Source organism: Gelidibacter algens (assembly GCF_001678675.1).
In the GTDB taxonomy this organism is placed as follows: Bacteria; Bacteroidota; Bacteroidia; order Flavobacteriales; family Flavobacteriaceae; genus Gelidibacter; species Gelidibacter algens.
Genome location: NZ_LZRN01000004.1, coordinates 136,766 through 158,071 on the forward strand (window position 1 = coordinate 136,766; position 21,306 = coordinate 158,071).

A 21,306-nucleotide genomic window follows, 5' to 3' on the forward strand; every position below is an offset into this window, starting at 1 on the left:
GGATTACACGAATTGGCTGAAGCTGATTTCAACGATACTATCTCTCAATCTGTTAAGTAACTTACGGACTTCCAATTCCCTGTAATTTGGTTTTTCTAAATAATTAAGAACCATTTCGCCAGACACATTAGTGTTCAAATCTTTTCTATGTCGGTTTTAGATCTTTCTATTGCTTTATGCTTTTAATGCTTTCATCTGTAGCTTCCTCTTTAGCTTTTTGTGCTGCCTCGGCTGCTTCTTTATCGGCTTCAATTTGTTTTTCTTTTCTGGTAGATGACTTCACCATAGCGTCCCAAAGTTCGCTAAATTTGTTGAATTCCTGTGTGAAAATCAGTGCAATTCCGCTAACAATAGTCTGTCCATCAATGACATTATCGAAGACACTGCGTCTAAAACCCTTCAATCGATACCGACCGTTTTCTGTAAGAATATATTCGATGCTGACGTTGCCAATAATTGGTGTTGCTTCGCCTGTTGAACTGCTGCCTTGCACATCTACCGCACTTCCGACACTAACAATCAATCGGTCGTCAAAAAGTTTTTTTTGTGCAGCGATATCCAATTGTGTACGTTCTTGTGGCGAATTCCCTTGATAGTCAGTATAGCTGTCCAAATCAAAATTGAGGTCTAAACCAGAACTGCCCAGCAATTTATCTGAAAATATATTGAGTTGGTCAGCAACGGCATCGTTTAAATTGTCTCTTGCAATGGATGCCACACCACCTGTACTACCATCACTTCCAGGGTCTGGATAGAAACGGTTCAAAACCAAAAGCGAAAACACCTGCCTGTTCAGTTCATCTTCCTGCTGGTTGAGTTGCTGAACCCTTCCATATACTTGTCCGCCAATGGAACCTTGCTCATCTTCTGGCATATCGAGAGTGAAATTTATTTTGGGTTCCATCAACTGGCCATCAATATTAAGATAGACATAAAATGGGAGCACTTGCCTAAATTTACCTGTAATGGATGCATCCTCTCCTGAAAACGCAGGGGACATTAAAGAAGAGGCAGATGTTTCAACTTTGTACAACGCTTTAATATCCAACTTGGCATCAAAAGGGTCTCCCGACCATACGATGCGACTTCCAGACATAATATCAAATCTACGGTTGACCAGATTGTAAAGGTTCAGTTCATAATACCCATCCTTTACCTCATATAATCCTGAAAGCGTCATATTACCGTTGGGATACATATTATAGTTCAAATCGCCTTTACCAGACACCTTAAAATTATCGCCAGTTTCTTCATCTATCACAATCGTCACGGCAGCCTCATTGCCAATTTTTACGTAGGCCGACAGATCAAAACCCTTGACCGTTGCGGTGACTTCTTCGGTTCGGGTTAAGATGGCGTCAGGGTTTTGGCGGTTTACAAAAATGACCACGCCATCACGTTCCTCAATGTTTACAGAGGCAGAAGGCATAACATAAGTGATATCAGTAGCTGGTAAGACCGTTAGGTTCATATCAATTATCGGGATTTGTAAATCGCCCTTTATTCTGGCCAGAACGTCAAAACTTGCTTGTCCATAAATAAACTCGTTATTTTCTTTTGTGGCGTTTAGCAACTGGAAATTGTTAGCTTTTACCATGACGTTGAATGTAGGATTGAGATAGGATTCTGTGCCTACACTTCCAGTCATCACCATTTCGTTTTGATTTTCATCCAAAATGGTAAAATTATCCATCGACAGCCCGTTGCTGTCCACATCCAAGGTTTCATTGGGCAAGGTGAAGGCTGCACTTAAGCTGGCCACTTTAAAATCGGCGTCATTGAAAAATAATTGACCTTCGTATTTAGGTGCCGTAGGGGTGCCGCTCAATGTGAAGTTCCCTTTAAAACTGCCATCGGTGCCTATAATTTGTCCTTGTGTAAATCCAGTCAAGGCTTTCATGTTGAATTGATTGATATCCAAATTCAAATCGAGTTCTGCACCAGTTTCATTCGCCACATAATTACCCTTTAAATCCAAATTCACTTCTCCACCTTGCATATTGGCATTGAAAGCATAACTGTTGCCACCCAAAGATTTGGCATCCACGCTTAAGGTGCCCATATCCACATCCATGGCACTCAAACTGGATATATTCAAATCGGCCACAAGACCTGTATCTGCAAAAGGTTCTTCAATTATCAATTCGCCGTTGAGGTTACCTGTGGCCAATTTATCATCAGGATTTAGATAGCTCAAAAATTCACTTAACTGAAAATTTTCAAAATCGATGGCGATGTGCTCTTTCGAAATCGAAGGCAACTTATCCGTAATTTCAACCGATTGGTCATTTTTGTCAAATCGAAAATCGTTGAATATTAAGTTGGAGTCGGTATAAATCATCTCGTTGGATTCGGGAGTATTCCAAGATTTATAGTTGATAATCAAATTTTCAGGCAAGACATGAACGCGCAAACGGTCACGATGACCCGTAATTTTGCTCAATATTTGAATCATTTTTTCCTCGTTATTATACGCTATAAAATCTAGGGACAGTTCATTATTGGTTTGGTTTCCTCTGATTACGGTTTTTTTGATATCAAATGGCCCCGCTTTTATTCTATTAAATCCAAGGTCGAAGTTGAATTTTTCCATATCGGTTTCCATAGTAAAGGCAAGACTGTCCAATTCATACCCGCTGTAATTGACATGAGGCGCCGTAATGTAAGCTTCCAACTCCCGTTGGGCTTCATTAAAATCGACCGCAATTTTTATAGTATCCAAATCTTGGACATTGACCAAGAAGACTTCATTGAGAATTGGTGCCTGAATAATTTTGGCCCGCAGTTTTAAATTGACAGGATTGGTAATGCTATCCGTAACTTTTTCATCGCGATAAAAATAGCTGAACACATGACGCTGTAATGCCGTGCTGAACGTTTGAGGATCTGCATTTGACTGCAACAGTACATCTACCAATTTATTTTTTATCGAAACGGCTGTAGAATCTTTTCGCACATGGGCCAAAGCATTCAAATCGCCCATCAGGTAGGTTTTATTGTCATAGACTACTACGCCGTTATCCACAATGGCGGCAATGTCATAATTTGTGGTATTACCTTTAAAATCAGCATAGATTTTCATGCCTGTTTTAACATCCCGCTGCATTAAACCGAGGGCCTTCAAATCGGCGCCTTTAATATCCAATTCCACAGTGGCCTCTGGTGCGACCGAATCGAGAACAACAGTGGCATACAAATCCATGTTGAGGTTGTAATCTTTATAATGCGAAGTGACTTTACCACGTCCATCTTTAATATCGCCAACCAGTTTCAAATCATTGATGTCGTAATTATTATATGTAAAACTTGAAATTGTAGCCTCCACCTCAGCATCTAAATTATTGATTGTTTTGCCATTGCCGTTGGCTTTTAAGGTCATACTTAAAGTGCCTAATTGCTCATTTTGAAGTAGTTGATTCAACTTGTAGTCTTCAATGGAAAGATCAGCGTCAAACTCCAAGGTTTTGCCATTTTTAAAATTACCTTCTATTGAAGCTTTGCCCTGTGTGGTGGTCAAGGTGGCGTTTGCATACATGGCATTAGGAGTTCCTTTTAGATGTCCAGCTAATTTAACATCTTCAGGCATACTGACGCCAAGTTGCTCTTCATTCACAAATTGAACGATGTCAGAGCGTTTTGAGATGGCTGAAAAATTTGGAATGTTGAATTGGATGCTGTTGGGATCTGTAACGTTTTGAAGTGTGCCGTTTGCTGAGATACGCGTATTTGCCCAATTGGCAGTCATACGGTCAATGTTGATATCTGAGACATAACCGTTCGCTTTGATGATTCCGGTAAGCAGGTTTTTGCTGAGTGTGTTGAGGTATGGATTTTTCTTCAGTTCAGGCTGAATCAAGAACACATCTTTTAACGACACCTGAAATGTTGGAATGTTTAGGTCAATCTTCGATTTTTCTGGCATTTCTATCAATGCCGATAATTTGGGATAATCGAGACGTAAAGTAGCCTGCAGGGTATTATTGTTTAGAGCAGTTTTTAAATCTGTAACTTTCAAAGTCGTGTCATCTGCATTGAATGTTAGACTCAATTTTTTCAAATCAAAACCTGAAATTTCTTTAAAAGTGGAGTTTTCAATGTGAAGTGCTGCTGCTTTATCTTTTAGAAGGATAGTATCTGCTTGGAGATTGAGATCATTCAAAACAATTGCATTCGGATTGAAACGGCCTGTTTTAGCTTCTGCGGAAGCGACAAAATAGCTAAACTTATTATTTTCAAAATCTACAGAACCAATGGCCAAACGCAATTCTGGCCATTCAAACGTTTGGATATCTTTTTTGATATCTTGCGTAACTTCCACCACCTTTTGGGTCACGGCGTTGGTTTCTGTTTCTGTGCGTATAAGGATGGAAGAGTTTTTAAGATTGAAGGTCTCCACCTCAAAATCGCTATTGGCCAAATCGACTTTCGGGATTTTTGCGAATAATTCACTGATGTTAACTTCTGCGGCAATGCGATCCCCATAAGATTGGTAATCTGCAGACACATTGGTCAATGTTAAGTTTTCAACTGACAATAACGGTAAAGGAGCAGGTTCAGCATTTGGATCAATGGGTACTGGTTTTTGGATAAACTTGATATTTGAATTGGTCAACTTGAGGGTAGATGCCTTAAAGACCATCTTCTGCACGTCAGTGGTTTCCATGTCTGCATTGAGTGTGCCAATGTCAAAACGGCTCTCAATTCCAGCCACAGCGTCATCAAAAACAACATCAAAATCTTTGAAATTGAGTTTCCCTAAAACGATGTTTAAAGGTGCAGCGGATGAATCTGTTGCTACTGTTGTGGTATCGGTGGCAGCAAAGGCATCAATCAAAAACTGAAAATTATAACCATTAAGGGTATCTTTTCTTATGATGTTAGCGCGGACGCCTTCCCAGTCTAGCGCATCAACACCAATGCCTTCTCCTCTAATCATAGCCCATAAAGGGATATTAGCTTCCAGTGATTTCGAATAAATTAAAGTGTCCCCTTTTTTGTCTTCGAGATAGAGGCCATCCAATTGTATGTCGCCGTCATAGGTGACGAAAAGGTTTTCTATTTCAACTTTGGTATTTGTTTTATCGGAGATATAAGAAACAACTTTATCTACTATAATGCCTTGGCCCCAAGGACTTCTAACAAACAGAACGAGAAGAATAATGAATATGAGGATGCCCAAAATAATTTTACCAATTATTTTGAGGGCCCTATACTTCTTTTTTTTGGGTTGTTTTAGTATCGTCGCTATTCTCTTCCAATCAGTCTGATTAAGAATTACAAATTTATCGTTTTACAATGTGGAAAATGTGATCAAATGCAATTAATACTAACTCTAATCTCAATATGATGTTAAATTTAACGATTTATAGATATTGAAACTAATTATGTTAAAGTTCTATTAATAATACTCCAAACGCTCATTTTGGACGTATATCTGTACATAAACCAATAAAAAATTATATTATGATTTTTAAAAAAACTAGTATTTTGTTTGCCGCTGCACTGACAGCCTTTGTTTTTGTATCCTCTTGTGATGATGGAAAAAAGAAAGAAGAGCAAATGAGAATGGAAACCGAACGGGTGGAAATGGAAAATGCTGAGAAAGCTAAAATGGAAATGGAAGCTGAAGAAACCAAGATGAAGGAAGAAGCGAAAGCTAATAGTATTGCTGGTCAAGCAATGGCTAATAATGACTTGACTACTTTGGTGAGTGCATTAACTGCTGCCGATTTGGCGACCATGTTGTCTGAACCTGGAGAATACACTGTGTTTGCGCCGTCAAATCAAGCTTTTGATAAATTACCAAAGGAAACACTGGATGGGTTGATGCAACCAGAAAACAAACAAATGTTAACTGATGTGTTGACGTACCATGTTGTTGAAGGGGCAATTACTGCAGATGAAATGGCAGCCGCTATAAAAGGTGCCAATGGCTCTTACAGTTTTAAGACTGTAAAAGGTGAAGAGTTAACTGCCATGATGAATGGAGATCAATTTGTAATCAAAGATGCTTCTGGTAAGAAAGCCCAAGTTATTTTAGGTAGTGTGGAAGCTTCTAACGGTAGAATTTACATCGTTGATGCAGTATTGATGTCTAAGAAATAATTAGATTATCAACAACTATAAATTTAGGCTCAACGTTTCGTTGGGTCTTTTTTTTGGTCTTATGTTTTGATTTTATTTAAAGTGAATGGAATCTTGGATGTATTTGAAATGCCACGAATTCACGAATGCTTTTTGGTGTTAGTGATGAAGGATGTTTTTAGGAGTTGATGTTGTATATTCTGATGTATTATCCAAGGAGGATCTCGTTGCTCTCAACACAGCGGATTATTTAATGTGATGATCTTCCACAGTGTTGGAGTCCTTGAGGTTGACATGCTCCTCCTTTGTTTCGATCCATTTTTTTCCCTTTTTTGTAGCGATTGCACTAATAATCAATATCTGAAGGGCGTGATAGAACATCAAGGGCAATAACATAATGCCCACCATGCTGGTCTGTCCAAATAAGGCTTCAGAAAATACAGTGCCATGGACCAACGACTTTTTGGTGCCGCAAAACTGGTTGGTAATTTGGTCGGCAGGATTGAATTTTAAAAGTTTCCCAATCCAGCCCGTCAAACTGTACACCACCACAAATAATATGATGACCAAGCCTAACATGCTCAGCATTTCAAGAAGACCTACACTGCTAAAAATGTTGTCTTCAAAAGACTGTACAAAACTCTTATATATGATGAGCAAGATGATCAACTTATCAAACTTGTTGAGTGTGCGTTTGTGTTTCTGTGCCCAAGCTCCAAGGAATCTTCTGAGTACTAATCCCAATGCCAACGGAATGACGATCTCAGAAATCAGTTGTAAATAAATTGTTGAGAAATCGAAAGCGACATCGGTTTGTTTGATAAACGGCATCATCCAAAGCGGGGTGAGGACTATGCCAATAATCCCAGAAATGCTGGCATTGAAAATAGCTCCCGGCAAGTTGCCTTTTGCCATAGCCACCATCACCACTGAGGACGACACGGTAGAAGGCAATGCCGCCATAAATAAAAAGGCGAGCCAAAGCAATTCATAAGACGTGTTACGTACCAAAGGGAAGAATGGCACTATCAGTAGTGGAAATAGCACAAACGTAGACGCTTGCACGGAGACATGCAATTTCCAGTTTTTGAGTCCGTTTTTTATTGCTACAGAACTTAAACTTAGGCCATAGAAAAAAAAGATAAAGGAGATGCCCAAACTACTGATCAGATCCATCGGTACAGGACTGCCTGATGCGCCCGGTTGCGGAAAAACATAAGCAAGGACAATACTAATAATGATAGCGATGACAAATGGGTCGATTCGTATTTTTTTCAGCATTTGGAAGACTATTTTGTTGCAAATATAAAGAGACAGGATTTTGCAACCCATAAAAATGGCCAACATTGATTTATTTCTTGAATTAGAAGGGCTTTTTTAGGAATCACATGTGTTTATCAACCTTGGTTGTGATAACTTCCTTAGGCTGGCGAAAATTATAAAAGGAATGTTGTTTGTGAATTTTAAAACTCAAAACTAGCAATTTCAGTAAATGTGCAGTAAGTTAGTAGCTGGTTAAAAACCAAATCAACAACTCTAAGCCATGGGAATTTTAAATAAACTATTGGGAAACGCCAGTGAAGTTTCAGCAGAAAAATTAAGTGAAAAATACAGACGTCTTTTAATCGACACTGAGCAAATAGAATTAGGGTTTACCTTATTTAGAGATGTGTTTATGTTCACCAATAGACGTTTGATCATCATAGATGTGCAAGGGTTGACTGGGAGTAAAATAGAATACAAATCCCTTCCGTACAAAAGCATCTCACGGTTTTCTTTAGAAACATCAGGGACTTTTGATTTGGATGCCGAATTGAAAATTTGGATCTCAAGCGAAAACATACCCTCAGTAAGTAAAAAATTCAATAAAAGTATTGACGTTTATGAAGTTCAAAAGTACTTGGCTAGCAAAGTCATGTAGGGATGAACACAATTAAATTATTTTTAGTTGCATGCTTTGTCTTAAGCACGTTAGTTTCCAATTCCCAAACCCTAAGTGGCAAAGTTATTGGCATCATGGATGGCGATACGTTTAAGCTCCTAACGTCAGATTCAACCCTAGTAAAAGTGCGCTTAGCAAATATTGACTGCCCAGAAAAAAAGCAGCCCTTTTCTGCACGTGCTAAGGAATTTACAGCCAACGCCATCTTTGGCAAAACCGTCACCATCAACATCCAAAAAACAGACCGCTATAAGCGCTATATCAGTGACGTGATCTATGATGATGCTTTAAGTTTATGCCATGAGTTGGTCAAACATGGATTGGCGTGGCACTATGTTAAATATTCCAAAGATAGTGCCTTGCAGGATTTGGAAGACAGGGCAAAAGATGCCAAAGTAGGCCTTTGGCGAGATCCCAAGCCCATAGCACCATGGGACTGGCGGAGCAGCAAAAAGAAGAAAAAATCAAGATTAAAATGAGCTATCCCAAATGTGGCTGTTTCCAAATGTATAGAAAAAATACAGGCAGAAACATAGTATGGACGGATAACTAAAAGTGCAAATGGAAGCTGTTATCAGCACGTGTAAATACAATCCAAGTTTTTTCTCGTGTAAAATTTCCAAGAAACCCTATTTTTACAACCCACATAACCATTCAACCAACTAAATGTCCGAAGACCAAAAACAGCAACTACTCAAACAAACCCTCTGGAACATCGCCAATGACCTACGTGGCAATATGGATGCCGATGATTTTAGAGATTATATATTAGGCTTTATCTTCTATAAGTACTTGAGCCGCAAAATGGAACTTTATGCCAATGAAATCCTCGAACCAGACGGATTGACTTATGACCAAGTAGAAGGTCACACACAAGAAGACCTATTGCTCAACAACATCAAAGACTTTTCATTGGAGAAGTTAGGCTACTTTTTAAGACCAGACGAACTCTTTAGCGAGTTGGCACGTCGTGGCAATGCAGGTGGCAAGAGCAAGTTTATCTTGGACGACCTCTCGAAAGTCTTGACCAATATTGAACAAAGTACGATGGGCAGCGAGAGCGAAGAAGACTTCGGGAACCTGTTTGAAGATTTGGACTTAACGAGCAGTAAACTCGGAAAGACCGAAAACGCCAAAAACGAACTCATCGTTAAAGTCCTGTCGCATTTAGAAACCATCGACTTCGATTTGGAAAACTCCGAAAGCGATGTGCTTGGTGATGCTTACGAATATCTTATTGGGCAGTTTGCTTCTGGTGCTGGTAAAAAGGCAGGCGAGTTTTATACACCTCAACAAGTCTCTAAAATCTTGGCAAAGCTGGTGACGGTTGACAAAAACAAACTGAAAAACGTGTACGACCCAACCTGTGGTTCGGGTTCGTTGTTGTTGCGTGTGGCAAAGGAAGTGAAAGAAGTGGGCGAATTCTTCGGGCAAGAGAGCAACCCAACAACCTATAACTTATGCCGCATGAACATGATTATGCACGAGGTACACTACAAACGTTTTGATATCTATAACGAAGACACCCTTGTCAATCCGAGCCCAAAACATCTGGACATGCGTTTTGAGGCCATTGTCGCAAACCCACCGTTTTCGGCAACTTGGAAACCTGATAACATCATCAACGACGACCGTTTTTCTGCATACGGCAAGATGGCACCAAAGAGCAAAGCCGATTTTGCCTTTGTACAACACATGGTGTTTCAATTGGCAGATAATGGCACGATGGCTTGCGTCTTACCACATGGCGTGTTGTTTCGTGGTGCTGCCGAAGGGCACATCCGTCAATACCTGATTGAAGACCGCAACTATCTCGATGCGGTGATTGGCTTACCTGCCAATGTGTTTTATGGTACCAGCATCCCAACCTGTATTTTGGTGATGAAGAAACAACGCACACACAAGGATAACATCTTGTTCATCGATGCCAGCCAACACTTTGAAAAGGTAAAGACCCAAAACGTTTTGTTGGAGGAACATATTGAGGAAATCATAGACACCTACAAAACCCGTGAAACCAAAGACAAATACAGTTATGTCGCCACCTTGGATGAAGTACGAGAAAACGATTATAACCTTAACATTCCACGTTATGTAGATACCTTTGAAGAAGAAGAGCCTGTAGATTTGCAAGCCGTGTCACAAGAATTACAAGCCTTGGAACACGACATTAATGACACTGATGCTGCTATTGCCGATTTTTGCAAACAATTAGGAATTGATACACCGTTTTGAAATCAGAGCGTCATTGCGAGGAGCGCAGACAGAACATGAAAATTAAAACGAATACACCAAGCGACGAAGCAATCTCATGAATGAACCTAAATCATTAAATATAACCATCACGAAGCAATCTGTTTCTTTAATACCTGAATTACGGTTTAAGGAGTTTGATGGTGAATGGAAAAAGAAAAAGTTAAGTGATTTAACAAAAATAAATCAAGGTTTGCAAATAGCTATATCTGAAAGATTTACTGAACCATTTGCAGGTTCACAGTTTTACATTACAAATGAAGTTTTAAGAGCAGGTTCAGCTAAAAAATATTTTATTAAGAATGCACCTAAATCCGTTCTGTGTGTTGAGGATGATATTTTAATGACAAGAACTGGCAATACAGGACAAGTGGTTACTGGTGTAAAAGGTGCTTTTCACAATAATTTTTTTAAAATAAAACTTGACTCACTATTAGATAAATGGTTCATGTATTATTTTTTAACTGATTATAAAACACAGCATTCAATTCTTAAATTAGCTGGAACATCAACAATTCCTGATTTAAATCATGGAGATTTCTATAGATTAAAAATTAATCTTCCCCAACTCCCAGAACAACAAAAAATAGCCACCTTCCTAACCGCTATAGACCGCAAACTCCAACAGCTCAACACCAAGAAAACCCTATTAGAGCACTACAAAAAGGGCGTGATGCAACAGTTGTTTTCTCAAAAGTTGCGGTTTAAGGATGATGATGGGAAGGATTATGGGGATTGGGAGGAGCAGAAGTTGGGAGATATTAGTTCTAATATATCATATGGCATGAATGCCGCAGCAACTACCTATGATGGTCAAAATAAATATTTAAGAATCACAGATATTGATGAGTTTTCAAATGGGTTAAATGTTGATAAACTTACTTCGCCTAATGGATTACTTGAAGTTAAATTTAGAGTTAAAGAAGGAGATATATTATTTGCAAGAACAGGGGCAAGCGTTGGTAAAAGTTATTTGTATCGTCTTCCAGACGGTATTCTATATTTTGCCGGTTTCTTAATTCGATTCCACATTAAGGAAGCACTACCGGCTTTCGTTTATTTACAAACTCAAACAAGTAAATATAATAAATGGGTTAAAATTATGTCAATGAGGTCAGGACAACCTGGTATAAATGCGGAGGAATATAAAACGTTTAAAATTTTATTACCCTGCAAGGAAGAACAACAAAAAATAGCCAATTACCTATCAGCGATTGATAGCAAAATAGAAACCATCACGCAACAAATAGACAAAACGCAAGCGTTTAAAAAAGGGTTGTTGCAGGGGATGTTTGTTTAACGGTCATTGCGCCAGACGTCGTCATTGCGAGGAGCGCAGACAGAACTTGAAAATTAAAACGACAGTATGATGCGACGAAGCAATCTGTTGAATGAAACTAAATGCCTAATGTATAGTGACTAAACAAATAAAAGAGAGTTTCAACATACAGATTGCTTGAGTTTGCTTCGTCCTTCGTCCTCGCAATGACTGGCTCGCAATGACAGCATTGGAACAGATTGCTTCGTCGTGCCTCCTCGCAATGACGGCAGGGAGAGGAGTGACTGAATGAAAGAATTGGTCGTTGCAACTTACAGATTGCTTCGTCGTGCCTCCTCGCAATGACGGCTTGGGTGGCTCGCAATGACGCTAAATAATAAAACATGAAACCTGGCTTCATTTACATACTTACCAACAAAAACAACACAACATTATATGTAGGTGTCACATCAACTATTGTTAAAAGAGTTCAGCAACATAAAGACAAACACGACCCAAAATCGTTTACTGCAAGATATAATCTTGATAAATTAGTATATTACGAAGCCTTTCAAATGATAGGCGATGCAATAGGTCGCGAAAAGCAATTAAAGGGCGGGAGTAGAGCCAAAAAGGAAGCATTGATAAACAGTATCAATCCTGAATGGAAGGACTTATTTGATGAGTTAAAAAAAGAATTTGGAGATGATGATGATTATGATGATGATGATGATGATGAATAGTGATTGCGACCTAATTTCGTCACTGCGAGGAGTACACGTGAGACGTCATTGCGAGGAGCGCAGACAAAACATGAAAATTAAAACGACATTATAAATGCGACGAAGCAATCTGTTAAATGAAACTAAATGCCTAATGTATATTGACTAAACAAAGAAAAGAGAGTTTCAACATACAGATTGCTTCGTGCCTCGCAATGACGGTTATAATTAAAAATAAACCATGAAAAACAACTTCATACAAAACGAAATCTGGACACTAACCTTTAGTGCAGCTTTTCAACGCGCAAATATCTACAAAGGAAATCCTTCTGAAAGTGAAAAACGAGCACTAAAGAATAAATTACGTGGCTTGATAGAGCATGTTTATTTAGAACAATATGAAAAACCAGTTGAAGACCATCAGCATATTAAAAATATTTATGGATTAAGTGACTTTTCAAAAAGCTTTGATAATATTTTGAACGATGGGCAACTCAACTTTGGAGTCTGCCAAAAAATATTGAATCTCTATCTAAAATATCAATGGTGTTTAGGACATTTTCCAGAGCCACCACATTTTCCTGTGGATAGACGAATTCAAGAAATCTTGAGCATTCATCCGGTAGTATCTTGGACACAGATGAATGATGATAAAGATTACATGACTGTCATTAATAAAGTTAGAGATTTAGTAGACAAAAAGGAGTCCATAGCAAGCTATGAACTTCAAAATTTTTCAAGACGAAATTCAATATGAGTGTAAACGAAACCTCACTCAAGCATTTGCTTTCCAATACAGGGTTAATTGTGGCTCATAACAATGAATTAACCATTGCAAAAGGAGAGCATTTCAATATATTTTCAGTACTTAAAATAGAAACGAGGGAAAATAAAACTCATTCAGCCTTTCTTACCGAGCTTTTAAACCCAAAAGGTTCTCACCAAATGGGAGATGTATTTTTAAAACACTTTCTGTTCACAATAAATTATGCAGAACCTTTCGATACAGATAACCCATTCGTTAAAGCCGAAGAGGATATTGGTAGGATAGATTTTAAAGAAAAAGAAGGAGAAGATAGAGCGCATGCGATTGGTGGTCGTATCGATATATATTTAAGAGATAAGAATGGTTATACCATAAGCATAGAAAACAAAATACACGCTATTGACCAAAAAGCTCAAATACAGCGCTATTGTAATCATTGTAAAGGTAAAAATCGTGTGTATTATTTAGCTTTAAAAATTAAAGAACCTGAAAATTATAGCAAGCTTAAATTAATATCTGGTGAAGATTTTCATATAATAAGTTATAAAGACCATATCGTTGATTGGTTAGAATTATGTTTACGCGAAGTGCCTAATTTTTCAACCTTAAGAGAAGCCATAAATCAGTATATTGTATTAATTAAAAAATTGACCCATACTTTGAATAAAGAACAGGAAAAGAAATTATTAGATGTGATGAAATCGCATCTCGAAGAATCACGTTTCGTAGCAGACAACTACAACAAAATGGTTATCAGACTTTGGAATAATTTTAGAATTGACTTGAAGAAAGAATTATTAGATAGAATTAATAAAGAGAGGTATTACATTACAATTGACAAAAAGGTATATGAGAAATATTCACAACTTTGGATTCATTTTAAAAGTGAACCCAGTCCTCAATTTCTTTTTGGAGTAGAACCATTTAGTGGTGCAGGTCATAAAGAGGGGAAAATGTTTATAGGACTTTATAATTCAGGTAATTCAACTTTACTAAAAGACCTTGAAGAAGAAAACAAATTGTCAAACAAATGGAAACAAGTTAGATACATTCTGACCAAGGATAGAAACAGCATAAGCTTTAGCGATAACTTTACTATTGATAAACTGGCAAATCAGTCTGATAATAAAGAATATGTAAATTTATTTGCAACACAAATAATTAAATTTATAGAAGATTACGAAAAATTATTACCTCAAGAAGTGTTCGAGCAAGTTCAAAAAATGGAGGGCGAATGACGCATCAACCCGAAGCCATATTAGAGCACAACCTCATCCAACAACTCGTTGGCTTGGGTTATGAGCGTGTTACTATCCCAGACGGTGAGCACTTGTTGAGCAATCTTAAAAGTCAGTTAGAGCGTTTTAATAACACCAGCTTTAGCGATAAAGAGTTTGACAACATCCTCAACCATTTGGCAAAGGGAACAGTCTTTGAAAAAGCAGAGATGCTGCGCGACCGCTTTTTGTTGGTCAAGGATGATGGTGATAATTTTTATGTACGGTTTTTTGATAAGGAGCAGTGGAGTAGGAACAACTATCAAGTGACCAATCAAATCGCCCAAGAGGGCACGTATAAAAACCGCTATGACGTCACGCTGTTGGCAAACGGGATTCCTGTGATGCAGATAGAACTAAAACGTCGTGGTCTGGAAATCAAGGAAGCTTTTAATCAAATCAACCGGTATCAGCACCAATCGTTTTGGAGTAATTATGGGTTGTTTCAGTATGTGCAGTTGTTTGTCATCAGCAATGGCGTGAACACCAAATATTTGGCAAACAACAAAATGCAGTCGGTCAAGCAAACCTTCTTTTGGGCAGATGTGCACAATAAAAATGTGACAGACCTCACCGAGTTTTCGGACGCGTTTTTAAATACCAATCAGTTTGGAAAAATGCTTTCGCATTACATCGTACGTAGCGAAACCCATAAAATCATGATGGTCTTGCGACCGTATCAGTATTTTGCAGTTGAACAGTTGGTGCAGCAAGTGGCAACCACCAATGATAATGCCTATATATGGCATACTACGGGTTCTGGTAAAACACTGACCTCGTTTAAGGCAAGCCAAATCATTATGGATTTGCCCAATGTACATAAGGTGGTGTTTGTGGTAGACCGTAAAGATTTGGACTACCAAACCATGAATGAGTTCAACAGTTTCAAAAAAGGAAGTGTGGATGTTACTGGCAATACCAACGAATTGGTGAAGCAATTGGCAGATGATACCAAGTTGGTTTTGACCACCATCCAAAAACTCAACAATGCCATATCTAAAAACCACTACGAGCAGAAGCTGAAACATCTCCAGGATAAAAAAGTGGTATTTGTGTTTGATGAATGTCACCGTTCGCAGTTTGGCGATACCCATAAAAAGATAACCGAATACTTTCAATACGCACAACTCTTTGGTTTTACAGGCACGCCAATCTTTGCAGACAATGCAGCTAAAAATGAGTTAGGCAAACGCACAACCAAAGACCTTTTTGGTAAATGCTTACACAAATACGTGATTACCGATGCCATTAGAGACCAAAACGTCTTGCGATTTGGGATTGAATACATAGGCAAATACAAACAAAAGAGTAACACCTTCATCGATATTGAAGTCGAAGACATCGACAAAGCCGAAGTGTTTGCAGACCCAAGACGTTTGGAGAAGATAGCCGATTATATGATTGCCTATCATGACCAAAAGACTTTTAATAAGGAATATTCAGCACTCTTTGCGGTCAATAGTATTGATACGCTTATCAGTTATTACGATATTTTTAAACGCAAAAAAGAGGCTGGCGAACATGACTTACGCATTGCCACCATCTTTACCTATGGCACCAATGAAGATGATGAACATGCCAAGGATTATATGCCAGATGATGATTATTATGGTACTGAAGAACCAGAACCTGGTTACGAAACTAAACATACAAGAGACAAACTGGAATCCTACATTAAGGATTATAATGCCATGTACAACACGAGTTTCTCTACCAAGGACAGTCAGCTGTTTGAGAGCTATTTTAAGGACATCAGCAAGCGACTGAAAGAACGGGAGAAAATCTCCTTCAATGATGAAAAAGACCGTTTGGATATCGTGTTTGTTGTGAACATGATGCTGACAGGTTTTGATGCTAAAAAGGTAAACACTCTTTACGTTGATAAAAACCTAAAATACCATGGATTGATTCAAGCCTTTTCCAGAACAAACAGAATATTAGGGGAACGGAAATCACAAGGGAATATCCTATGTTTTCGAAACCTTAAAAAATCAACTGACGAAGCGATTACTTTGTTTTCCAATAAGGATGCGATTGAAGATATTATTTTACCACCTTACGAACATGTTGCCAAGAAATTTGATGAAGCATTAGAGAATCTATTGCAAATCACACCAAGCTATCAAAGTGTGGACGATTTGTTGAGCGAAGAAGACGAAGCTGCATTTATTCAAGCCTTCCGTCAACTCATGCGTGCCAAAAACGTGCTGGAATCTTACACCGATTTTGATTGGCAAGATTTAGACATGTCAGCTCAAGAGTTTGAAGATTATAAAAGCAAATATCTTGACCTCTACGAGAAAGTAAAACAAGACCGCCAAAAGCAAAAGACATCCATCCTTGATGATATCGATTTTGAATTGGAGTTGATACATCGTGACCAAATCAATGTGGCATATATCCTTCATTTATTGGCTAAACTAAAACAATCCACAGGTGCACAAGCGCAGCAACAGAAAAAAGCCATTATGGATATGCTGTCTGGAGATATTCAATTGCGAAGCAAACGCGAGTTGATAGAAAAGTTTATTGAAGAAAACCTGCCTAAAATTGATAATCCAGATGATATTGAAGACGAATTCCAAACTTATTGGCATGAGGAAAAAATACTCGCACTTGCAAAATTATGTGAAGAAGAACATTTGGATAAGCAACAGTTTAATTCCCTCATAGAAAGTTACTCATCATCAGGACGAGAACCTTTGAGGGATGAAGTTTTTAAATGTTTGGATAATAGGCCGAGTATTTTGAAAGCTAGAGAAATTGGCGAACGGATTTTAGACAAGATGCGAGAGTTTGTTCAGGTGTTTGTAAATGGAATGACGGGATAGGCAAAATACCATCAGATGTCTTCATTGCTAATATGCTAGAATATAAAAAGACGATCAATTAAAGAGAACTTACTTGATTTGATTATACTTCAGGTACACAAATCTTAAGAAACTCAGACGAGTTGAGTGAACATAGCATTTCGAGATAGTGCAAAAATATTATTTGATTTTATTTCAGATGCTATGATCCATTCAGCCAATGATGAATTTGTGTTGGTATGAGCTATCTATTTAGGTTTTACAAATACTTCTACTTACCCGACTTATTCAAAAACCTAATATAATTCCCCAATAGCCCACGAATCTGTTCTGCAGCCACTGGATTTGCTGAATGGACCTTAAATTGGAGGTTTCGTAAATCGAGATCTGATTCATAAACCAGCCATTTGGCGGCGGCTAATCCGTCTGGAGCTAGAGCGCCGTCATCATCCAATCCCAAATCATTATCAAAACTAATAAAATCGGGGAGACCGTGTTTGATGATGTAATCCACAAAGGCATCATAGGTTCTCACGAGATCAAATTCAGATTCAAAGGTTTTGTCATACACCATGTCGATGGTTCTGATGTCGTCCAAAAAGAGCCTTTTCTTTTTAAAAGAAGGTTTCGTCAGGCGCTCAAAAAACAAAGTGACTTCTTCCTGAAATACGGGCACAGGAATCCGATGTTCCAAACCATGCCGAATGCTGATATTATAATCTTGGCGGTGTATCAACGCATCTCCCAAAAAGTTCAACGTGCTTTTAGGATCTACAACATCGTCTTTTGCTCCTAAAACTATACTAATGGTAGAGCCGTTAGTTTCTGGAGTATCAGGTATGTTTTGAAACACACTCCTAGAGGCCAACGCCGGATTGAATACCAAGGCAGGAAGATGTAACAGTTTGGACAGGTGATAGCCTGCAAATCCGCCCATACTGCTGCCCATGATCAGCTCTATTTTGGCATCTTTATATGTATCGTAAAGCCATAGAATACTGTCAGGATTGTTTTCATAATCAATAGTGGGTGATTGTACTGTGCCATAGCGTTTTAAAATAGTTTCTTTTTCCGGACTAAGGCTGCCGTTAAGGCCGTGGATGTATAGGATGTTCATTTTTTGATGTTGGATGTTTGTTGTTGGTTTTCTGTTATTGAGGGTTAATAGTCAGTTACAACAGTTTTACCGGATGTAAATGTAATTTTCAAATTTAAAACATAAGACCGTCAAAACATGACAAGGTATTAAATATAGCCTTATTTATGTGTTCAATATGGGATGACGTGCAGCTTTTGTCGCTTTGAATCTCCATCTCGAAATTACAGTTCAAATAATCTGTGATATTTTTTGAAACGTTTTGCGTGTTCAATCCTTTGTGCACTTGCTTTCCGATTCACTATCTTTGAAATAAAACTGTTATCATGACAAACTCTAAAAGATTCAGATTTCCAAAGACGGTAGTGTTTGGAATTACCAGCCTGTATATCATCATAATGTTGGCCACTTATTTTTTATATTTCAAAGAGCCTGTTATCGACTGTGCTAAACGCTTGTTGTTAGCCCAATCTATTGCGTTGGGTTTTCAAATAGTGCTCAATTATTTTAATTATCATTCAAAAGAGAAAATTGTCATTCTCGCCACACTGTTTGTAAGTGCTATGATTGTCTCTGGCGTTATTTCATCTTTTTTCAATTTTGGGTTGATGTGTCAATACCTTGGATTTTAAACCTCCTGCTGATGCTTCTTTTCATCATCCATTAGAAACTATCATTTTTTGAGCCCAGACTAAGACTTAAACGAGAATGAATACCCATAAAAAACGAGATTTCTATAAAGCTGTCCGTAAAAGATGAGTAGGTTTACGCAGTTTTAAACTGCTACGTATTCAACAGATTTTTGAAAACTCCTTTGGCCAATGAAGCAAAGTAATTATGTACACATCATTAAATTGGCGATTCCCATTATCATTGCCAATGCTTCTGTACCGCTTTTAGGTTTGGTGGATACTGCTGCAATTGGTCAAACGGCATCGGCGGCAGCTTTAGGTGCGATTGCCTTAGCGGCCTTAATTTTTAGTTTTGTATACTGGGGATTTGGTTTTTTAAGAATGGGAACTACAGGATTTATTGCCCAGGCTGCCGGAACAAAAGATGATAAAGAACTTCATGCGTTAGTGTTTCGATCTGTTTTTCTTGGCGCCGCCATTGGTCTGGTCCTTGTCATCTTGCAGAAGTTAATTGGGGAGTTATCTATCTATTTACTGAGTGCAAGTGATGAGATTAAAGCATTGGTCAAAGCGTATTTCTATATCCGTATTTGGGGAGCTCCTGCCACATTAATTACGTTTTCCCTTTTGGGGACGCTTATCGGAATGGGGTGGACCAAACGATTGCTTTGGGTACAGCTGTTTTTAAACGGATTGAACATCGTGTTTAATATCACTTTTGTTGTGGGTTTTGGGATGGGCGTAAAGGGAATCGCCCTAGGCACCATGTTGGCAGAATGGCTGACTTTGTTTTTTGCTGGGGTTGTGTTATTTCAAAAACTCGACATCAAAAGGCCTTATGAGCGTGCCCGGGAATTGAAAGCACAAATTTTAGATCGCTCCAAATTGCTTGCCTTGTTTAAAGTGAATGTGGATATCATGATTCGCACTCTGGCGTTACTCAGTGGTTTTGCTTGGTTTGCCAATCAGGGCGCTAAGTTTGGCGACTATACCCTTGCTGCCAATCATGTGTTATTGCAGTTTGTGACGCTGTCAGCGTTTTTTTTGGATGGTTATGCCAATGTGGTAGAAATGCTCGCCGGAAAAGCGTTTGGTGCAAAAGACAAAGCTGCGTTTACACTTCAGGTGAAGCAATCAACTGTTTTGGCGGGGGCCACCGCAGTGTTACTGGCCTTGATGGTATTTGTTTTTAGTGATATGGTCATCCCTTTATTGACCAAAGATATCCAGGTGCAAACCATCGCATCCAATTATAAGAATTACGCCGTGGTGTATATCTTATTTTCTTTTGTCGCTTTTCAGCTGGATGGGGTTTTTATTGGCGTTACAAGAAGTAAGGAAATGCGAAATGCCACAATCATAGCGTCAATTGCTTTTATTGGGTTGGGGTTGATTCTTGTGGATTACTACGGCAATACTGGATTATGGGCGGCCTTTATATTTTATGTGATTGTAAGAGCTGTTGCATTGGGGCTTTATTACCCAAAAATTCTTAGGATGGTGGAGTTGAAAACGAACGGGCGTTGAGGGCAAACCTGAGGGATGTTTTCTTTGGAGAATGCGCTTCTATTGCGCTTATCATGATCCGCCCCAAAGCGATTCTTTTAGAACTTGATTAGCGGCATGTCAAAAATAACTAGGGACCCTAAAAAGGTTTCAGAACTTCTTGAACATAAATTGAGTTAATTGTGCTCACTTATTGTCACGGTCCACCTTATCATAGGCCCTAATAATCACAATGGCCCAGATCACAACGCAAATGGAGACAAATCCAGAAAACCAGAAGACAATAGCATTAGCGTCCATTTTTGATTTGTTTGATGAATATGACAATGCCTAAAAGTGTTGGTGCCCATAATCCGATAAAAATAGCATGGAGTTGATCGCCTTTTAAAAACAAATATTCAGCTACCCCTATAATAAGGAGACAAAGTGCAAGTATAAGGAGATTTGGAAAGCCTAATTTTTTAATGAAATCCATTTGTAGCTATTTTGTTGAGTCTTCTAAAGTACTAAAAATATAAAACGAAAGCCTATCAAGAGCAGATAAAAGAAGGTCACTTTATAATAAATATGCTTTGCATGTTTTTAAAACCAATATTCAAAACAAAATGTCTTCCCCAATCGACGGGAATGATTATGGTGTTTTTAGTTCCGAAGCCTCGGAGGAATTGGGAGCACAGCCTTAAAATCCCACAACTTTTTGACTTGATCCCCAAAAAGCAGAAAGGCGGAAATAGCAAAAACCAAAAAACCCGAACATTTTGTTCGGGTTTTTGATGGTGGTGCCTCCAGGAATCGAACCAGGGACACAAGGATTTTCAGTCCTTTGCTCTACCAACTGAGCTAAGGCACCAGTCGCATATTTGCGAACTTGTCCGACTGAAACATTACATTTCAATCCTCCAAGCGGGTGCAAATATAAAGGCATTTTTATTATTCGCAAAAATAAAAGATATAAAAATT

The 21,306-nt window shown here is 38.4% G+C and carries 15 protein-coding genes and 1 tRNA gene; 11 read left to right on the forward strand and 5 right to left on the reverse strand.

Annotated features, from left to right (window positions below; translation table 11 throughout):
• Positions 1–166 precede the first annotated feature (166 nt).
• Positions 167–5,179, reverse strand: a complete 5,013-nt coding sequence (locus A9996_RS03105) for a translocation/assembly module TamB domain-containing protein (RefSeq protein WP_083993827.1) — start codon at positions 5,177–5,179, stop codon at positions 167–169.
• Between the two features lie 284 nt (positions 5,180–5,463).
• Here A9996_RS03105 and A9996_RS03110 point away from each other — a divergent pair, with 284 nt between their 5' ends.
• Complete coding sequence (locus A9996_RS03110; protein ID WP_066430774.1) at positions 5,464–6,105, forward strand: fasciclin domain-containing protein; 642 nt, start codon at positions 5,464–5,466, stop codon at positions 6,103–6,105.
• A gap of 225 nt (positions 6,106–6,330) precedes the next feature.
• On the opposite strand, the gene A9996_RS03115 is transcribed toward A9996_RS03110, so the two are convergent.
• Entirely contained in the window at positions 6,331–7,365 is a 1,035-nt protein-coding gene (locus A9996_RS03115; protein WP_066430776.1) for a bile acid:sodium symporter family protein, read from the reverse strand.
• 262 nt (positions 7,366–7,627) lie between these two features.
• Between A9996_RS03115 and A9996_RS03120 the strand changes: the two genes are divergently transcribed.
• The 8 genes from A9996_RS03120 to A9996_RS03155 all read left to right on the forward strand — a co-directional run bounded on the left by A9996_RS03120 (position 7,628) and on the right by A9996_RS03155 (position 17,133).
• Positions 7,628–8,005, forward strand: coding sequence for a PH domain-containing protein (locus A9996_RS03120; RefSeq protein WP_066430777.1), 378 nt, complete (start codon positions 7,628–7,630; stop codon positions 8,003–8,005).
• A gap of 2 nt (positions 8,006–8,007) precedes the next feature.
• On the forward strand, positions 8,008–8,505 hold the full coding sequence (locus A9996_RS03125) for a thermonuclease family protein (protein WP_066430778.1): 498 nt from the start codon (positions 8,008–8,010) through the stop codon (positions 8,503–8,505).
• Between the two features lie 187 nt (positions 8,506–8,692).
• Positions 8,693–10,261, forward strand: coding sequence for a type I restriction-modification system subunit M (locus A9996_RS03130; RefSeq protein WP_066430779.1), 1,569 nt, complete (start codon positions 8,693–8,695; stop codon positions 10,259–10,261).
• Positions 10,262–10,337: 76 nt separating this feature from the next.
• Positions 10,338–11,579, forward strand: coding sequence for a restriction endonuclease subunit S (locus tag A9996_RS03135; RefSeq protein ID WP_066430783.1), 1,242 nt, complete (start codon positions 10,338–10,340; stop codon positions 11,577–11,579).
• A gap of 362 nt (positions 11,580–11,941) precedes the next feature.
• A complete protein-coding gene (locus tag A9996_RS03140) occupies positions 11,942–12,280 on the forward strand; it encodes a GIY-YIG nuclease family protein (RefSeq protein ID WP_066430786.1) in 339 nt (112 codons plus the stop codon).
• Positions 12,281–12,500: 220 nt separating this feature from the next.
• Positions 12,501–13,016 carry a hypothetical protein gene (locus A9996_RS03145; protein ID WP_066430789.1) on the forward strand — a complete coding sequence of 172 codons (516 nt, stop codon included), beginning with the start codon at positions 12,501–12,503 and terminating at the stop codon, positions 13,014–13,016.
• The gene (locus A9996_RS03150) at positions 13,013–14,263 is read left to right on the forward strand and encodes a PDDEXK-like family protein (protein WP_066430791.1); all 1,251 of its coding nucleotides are present in this window, start codon (positions 13,013–13,015) and stop codon (positions 14,261–14,263) included. Before A9996_RS03145 ends, A9996_RS03150 begins: the two co-directional genes overlap by 4 nt.
• Complete coding sequence (locus tag A9996_RS03155; protein ID WP_066430794.1) at positions 14,260–17,133, forward strand: type I restriction endonuclease subunit R; 2,874 nt, start codon at positions 14,260–14,262, stop codon at positions 17,131–17,133. The genes A9996_RS03150 and A9996_RS03155 overlap by 4 nt, the downstream gene beginning before the upstream one ends.
• 250 nt (positions 17,134–17,383) lie before the next feature.
• Here A9996_RS03155 and A9996_RS20925 read toward each other — a convergent pair whose 3' ends face one another.
• The gene (locus A9996_RS20925) at positions 17,384–18,229 is read right to left on the reverse strand and encodes a YqiA/YcfP family alpha/beta fold hydrolase (RefSeq protein ID WP_083993828.1); all 846 of its coding nucleotides are present in this window, start codon (positions 18,227–18,229) and stop codon (positions 17,384–17,386) included.
• A gap of 305 nt (positions 18,230–18,534) precedes the next feature.
• Between A9996_RS20925 and A9996_RS03165 the strand changes: the two genes are divergently transcribed.
• Together A9996_RS03165 and A9996_RS03170 are read left to right on the forward strand one after the other, a co-directional pair.
• Positions 18,535–18,840 carry a hypothetical protein gene (locus A9996_RS03165; RefSeq protein ID WP_066430795.1) on the forward strand — a complete coding sequence of 102 codons (306 nt, stop codon included), beginning with the start codon at positions 18,535–18,537 and terminating at the stop codon, positions 18,838–18,840.
• 189 nt (positions 18,841–19,029) lie between these two features.
• Entirely contained in the window at positions 19,030–20,367 is a 1,338-nt protein-coding gene (locus tag A9996_RS03170; RefSeq protein WP_066430797.1) for an MATE family efflux transporter, read from the forward strand.
• A 268-nt stretch (positions 20,368–20,635) separates the two neighbouring features.
• Here the strand turns inward: A9996_RS03170 and A9996_RS03175 are convergent, their stop codons facing one another.
• Positions 20,636–20,821 (reverse strand): hypothetical protein, encoded by a 186-nt coding sequence (locus tag A9996_RS03175; protein ID WP_066430799.1) that lies wholly within the window; start codon positions 20,819–20,821, stop codon positions 20,636–20,638.
• A gap of 299 nt (positions 20,822–21,120) precedes the next feature.
• Positions 21,121–21,196, reverse strand: a tRNA-Phe gene (locus tag A9996_RS03185).
• Positions 21,197–21,306: the final 110 nt, after the last annotated feature.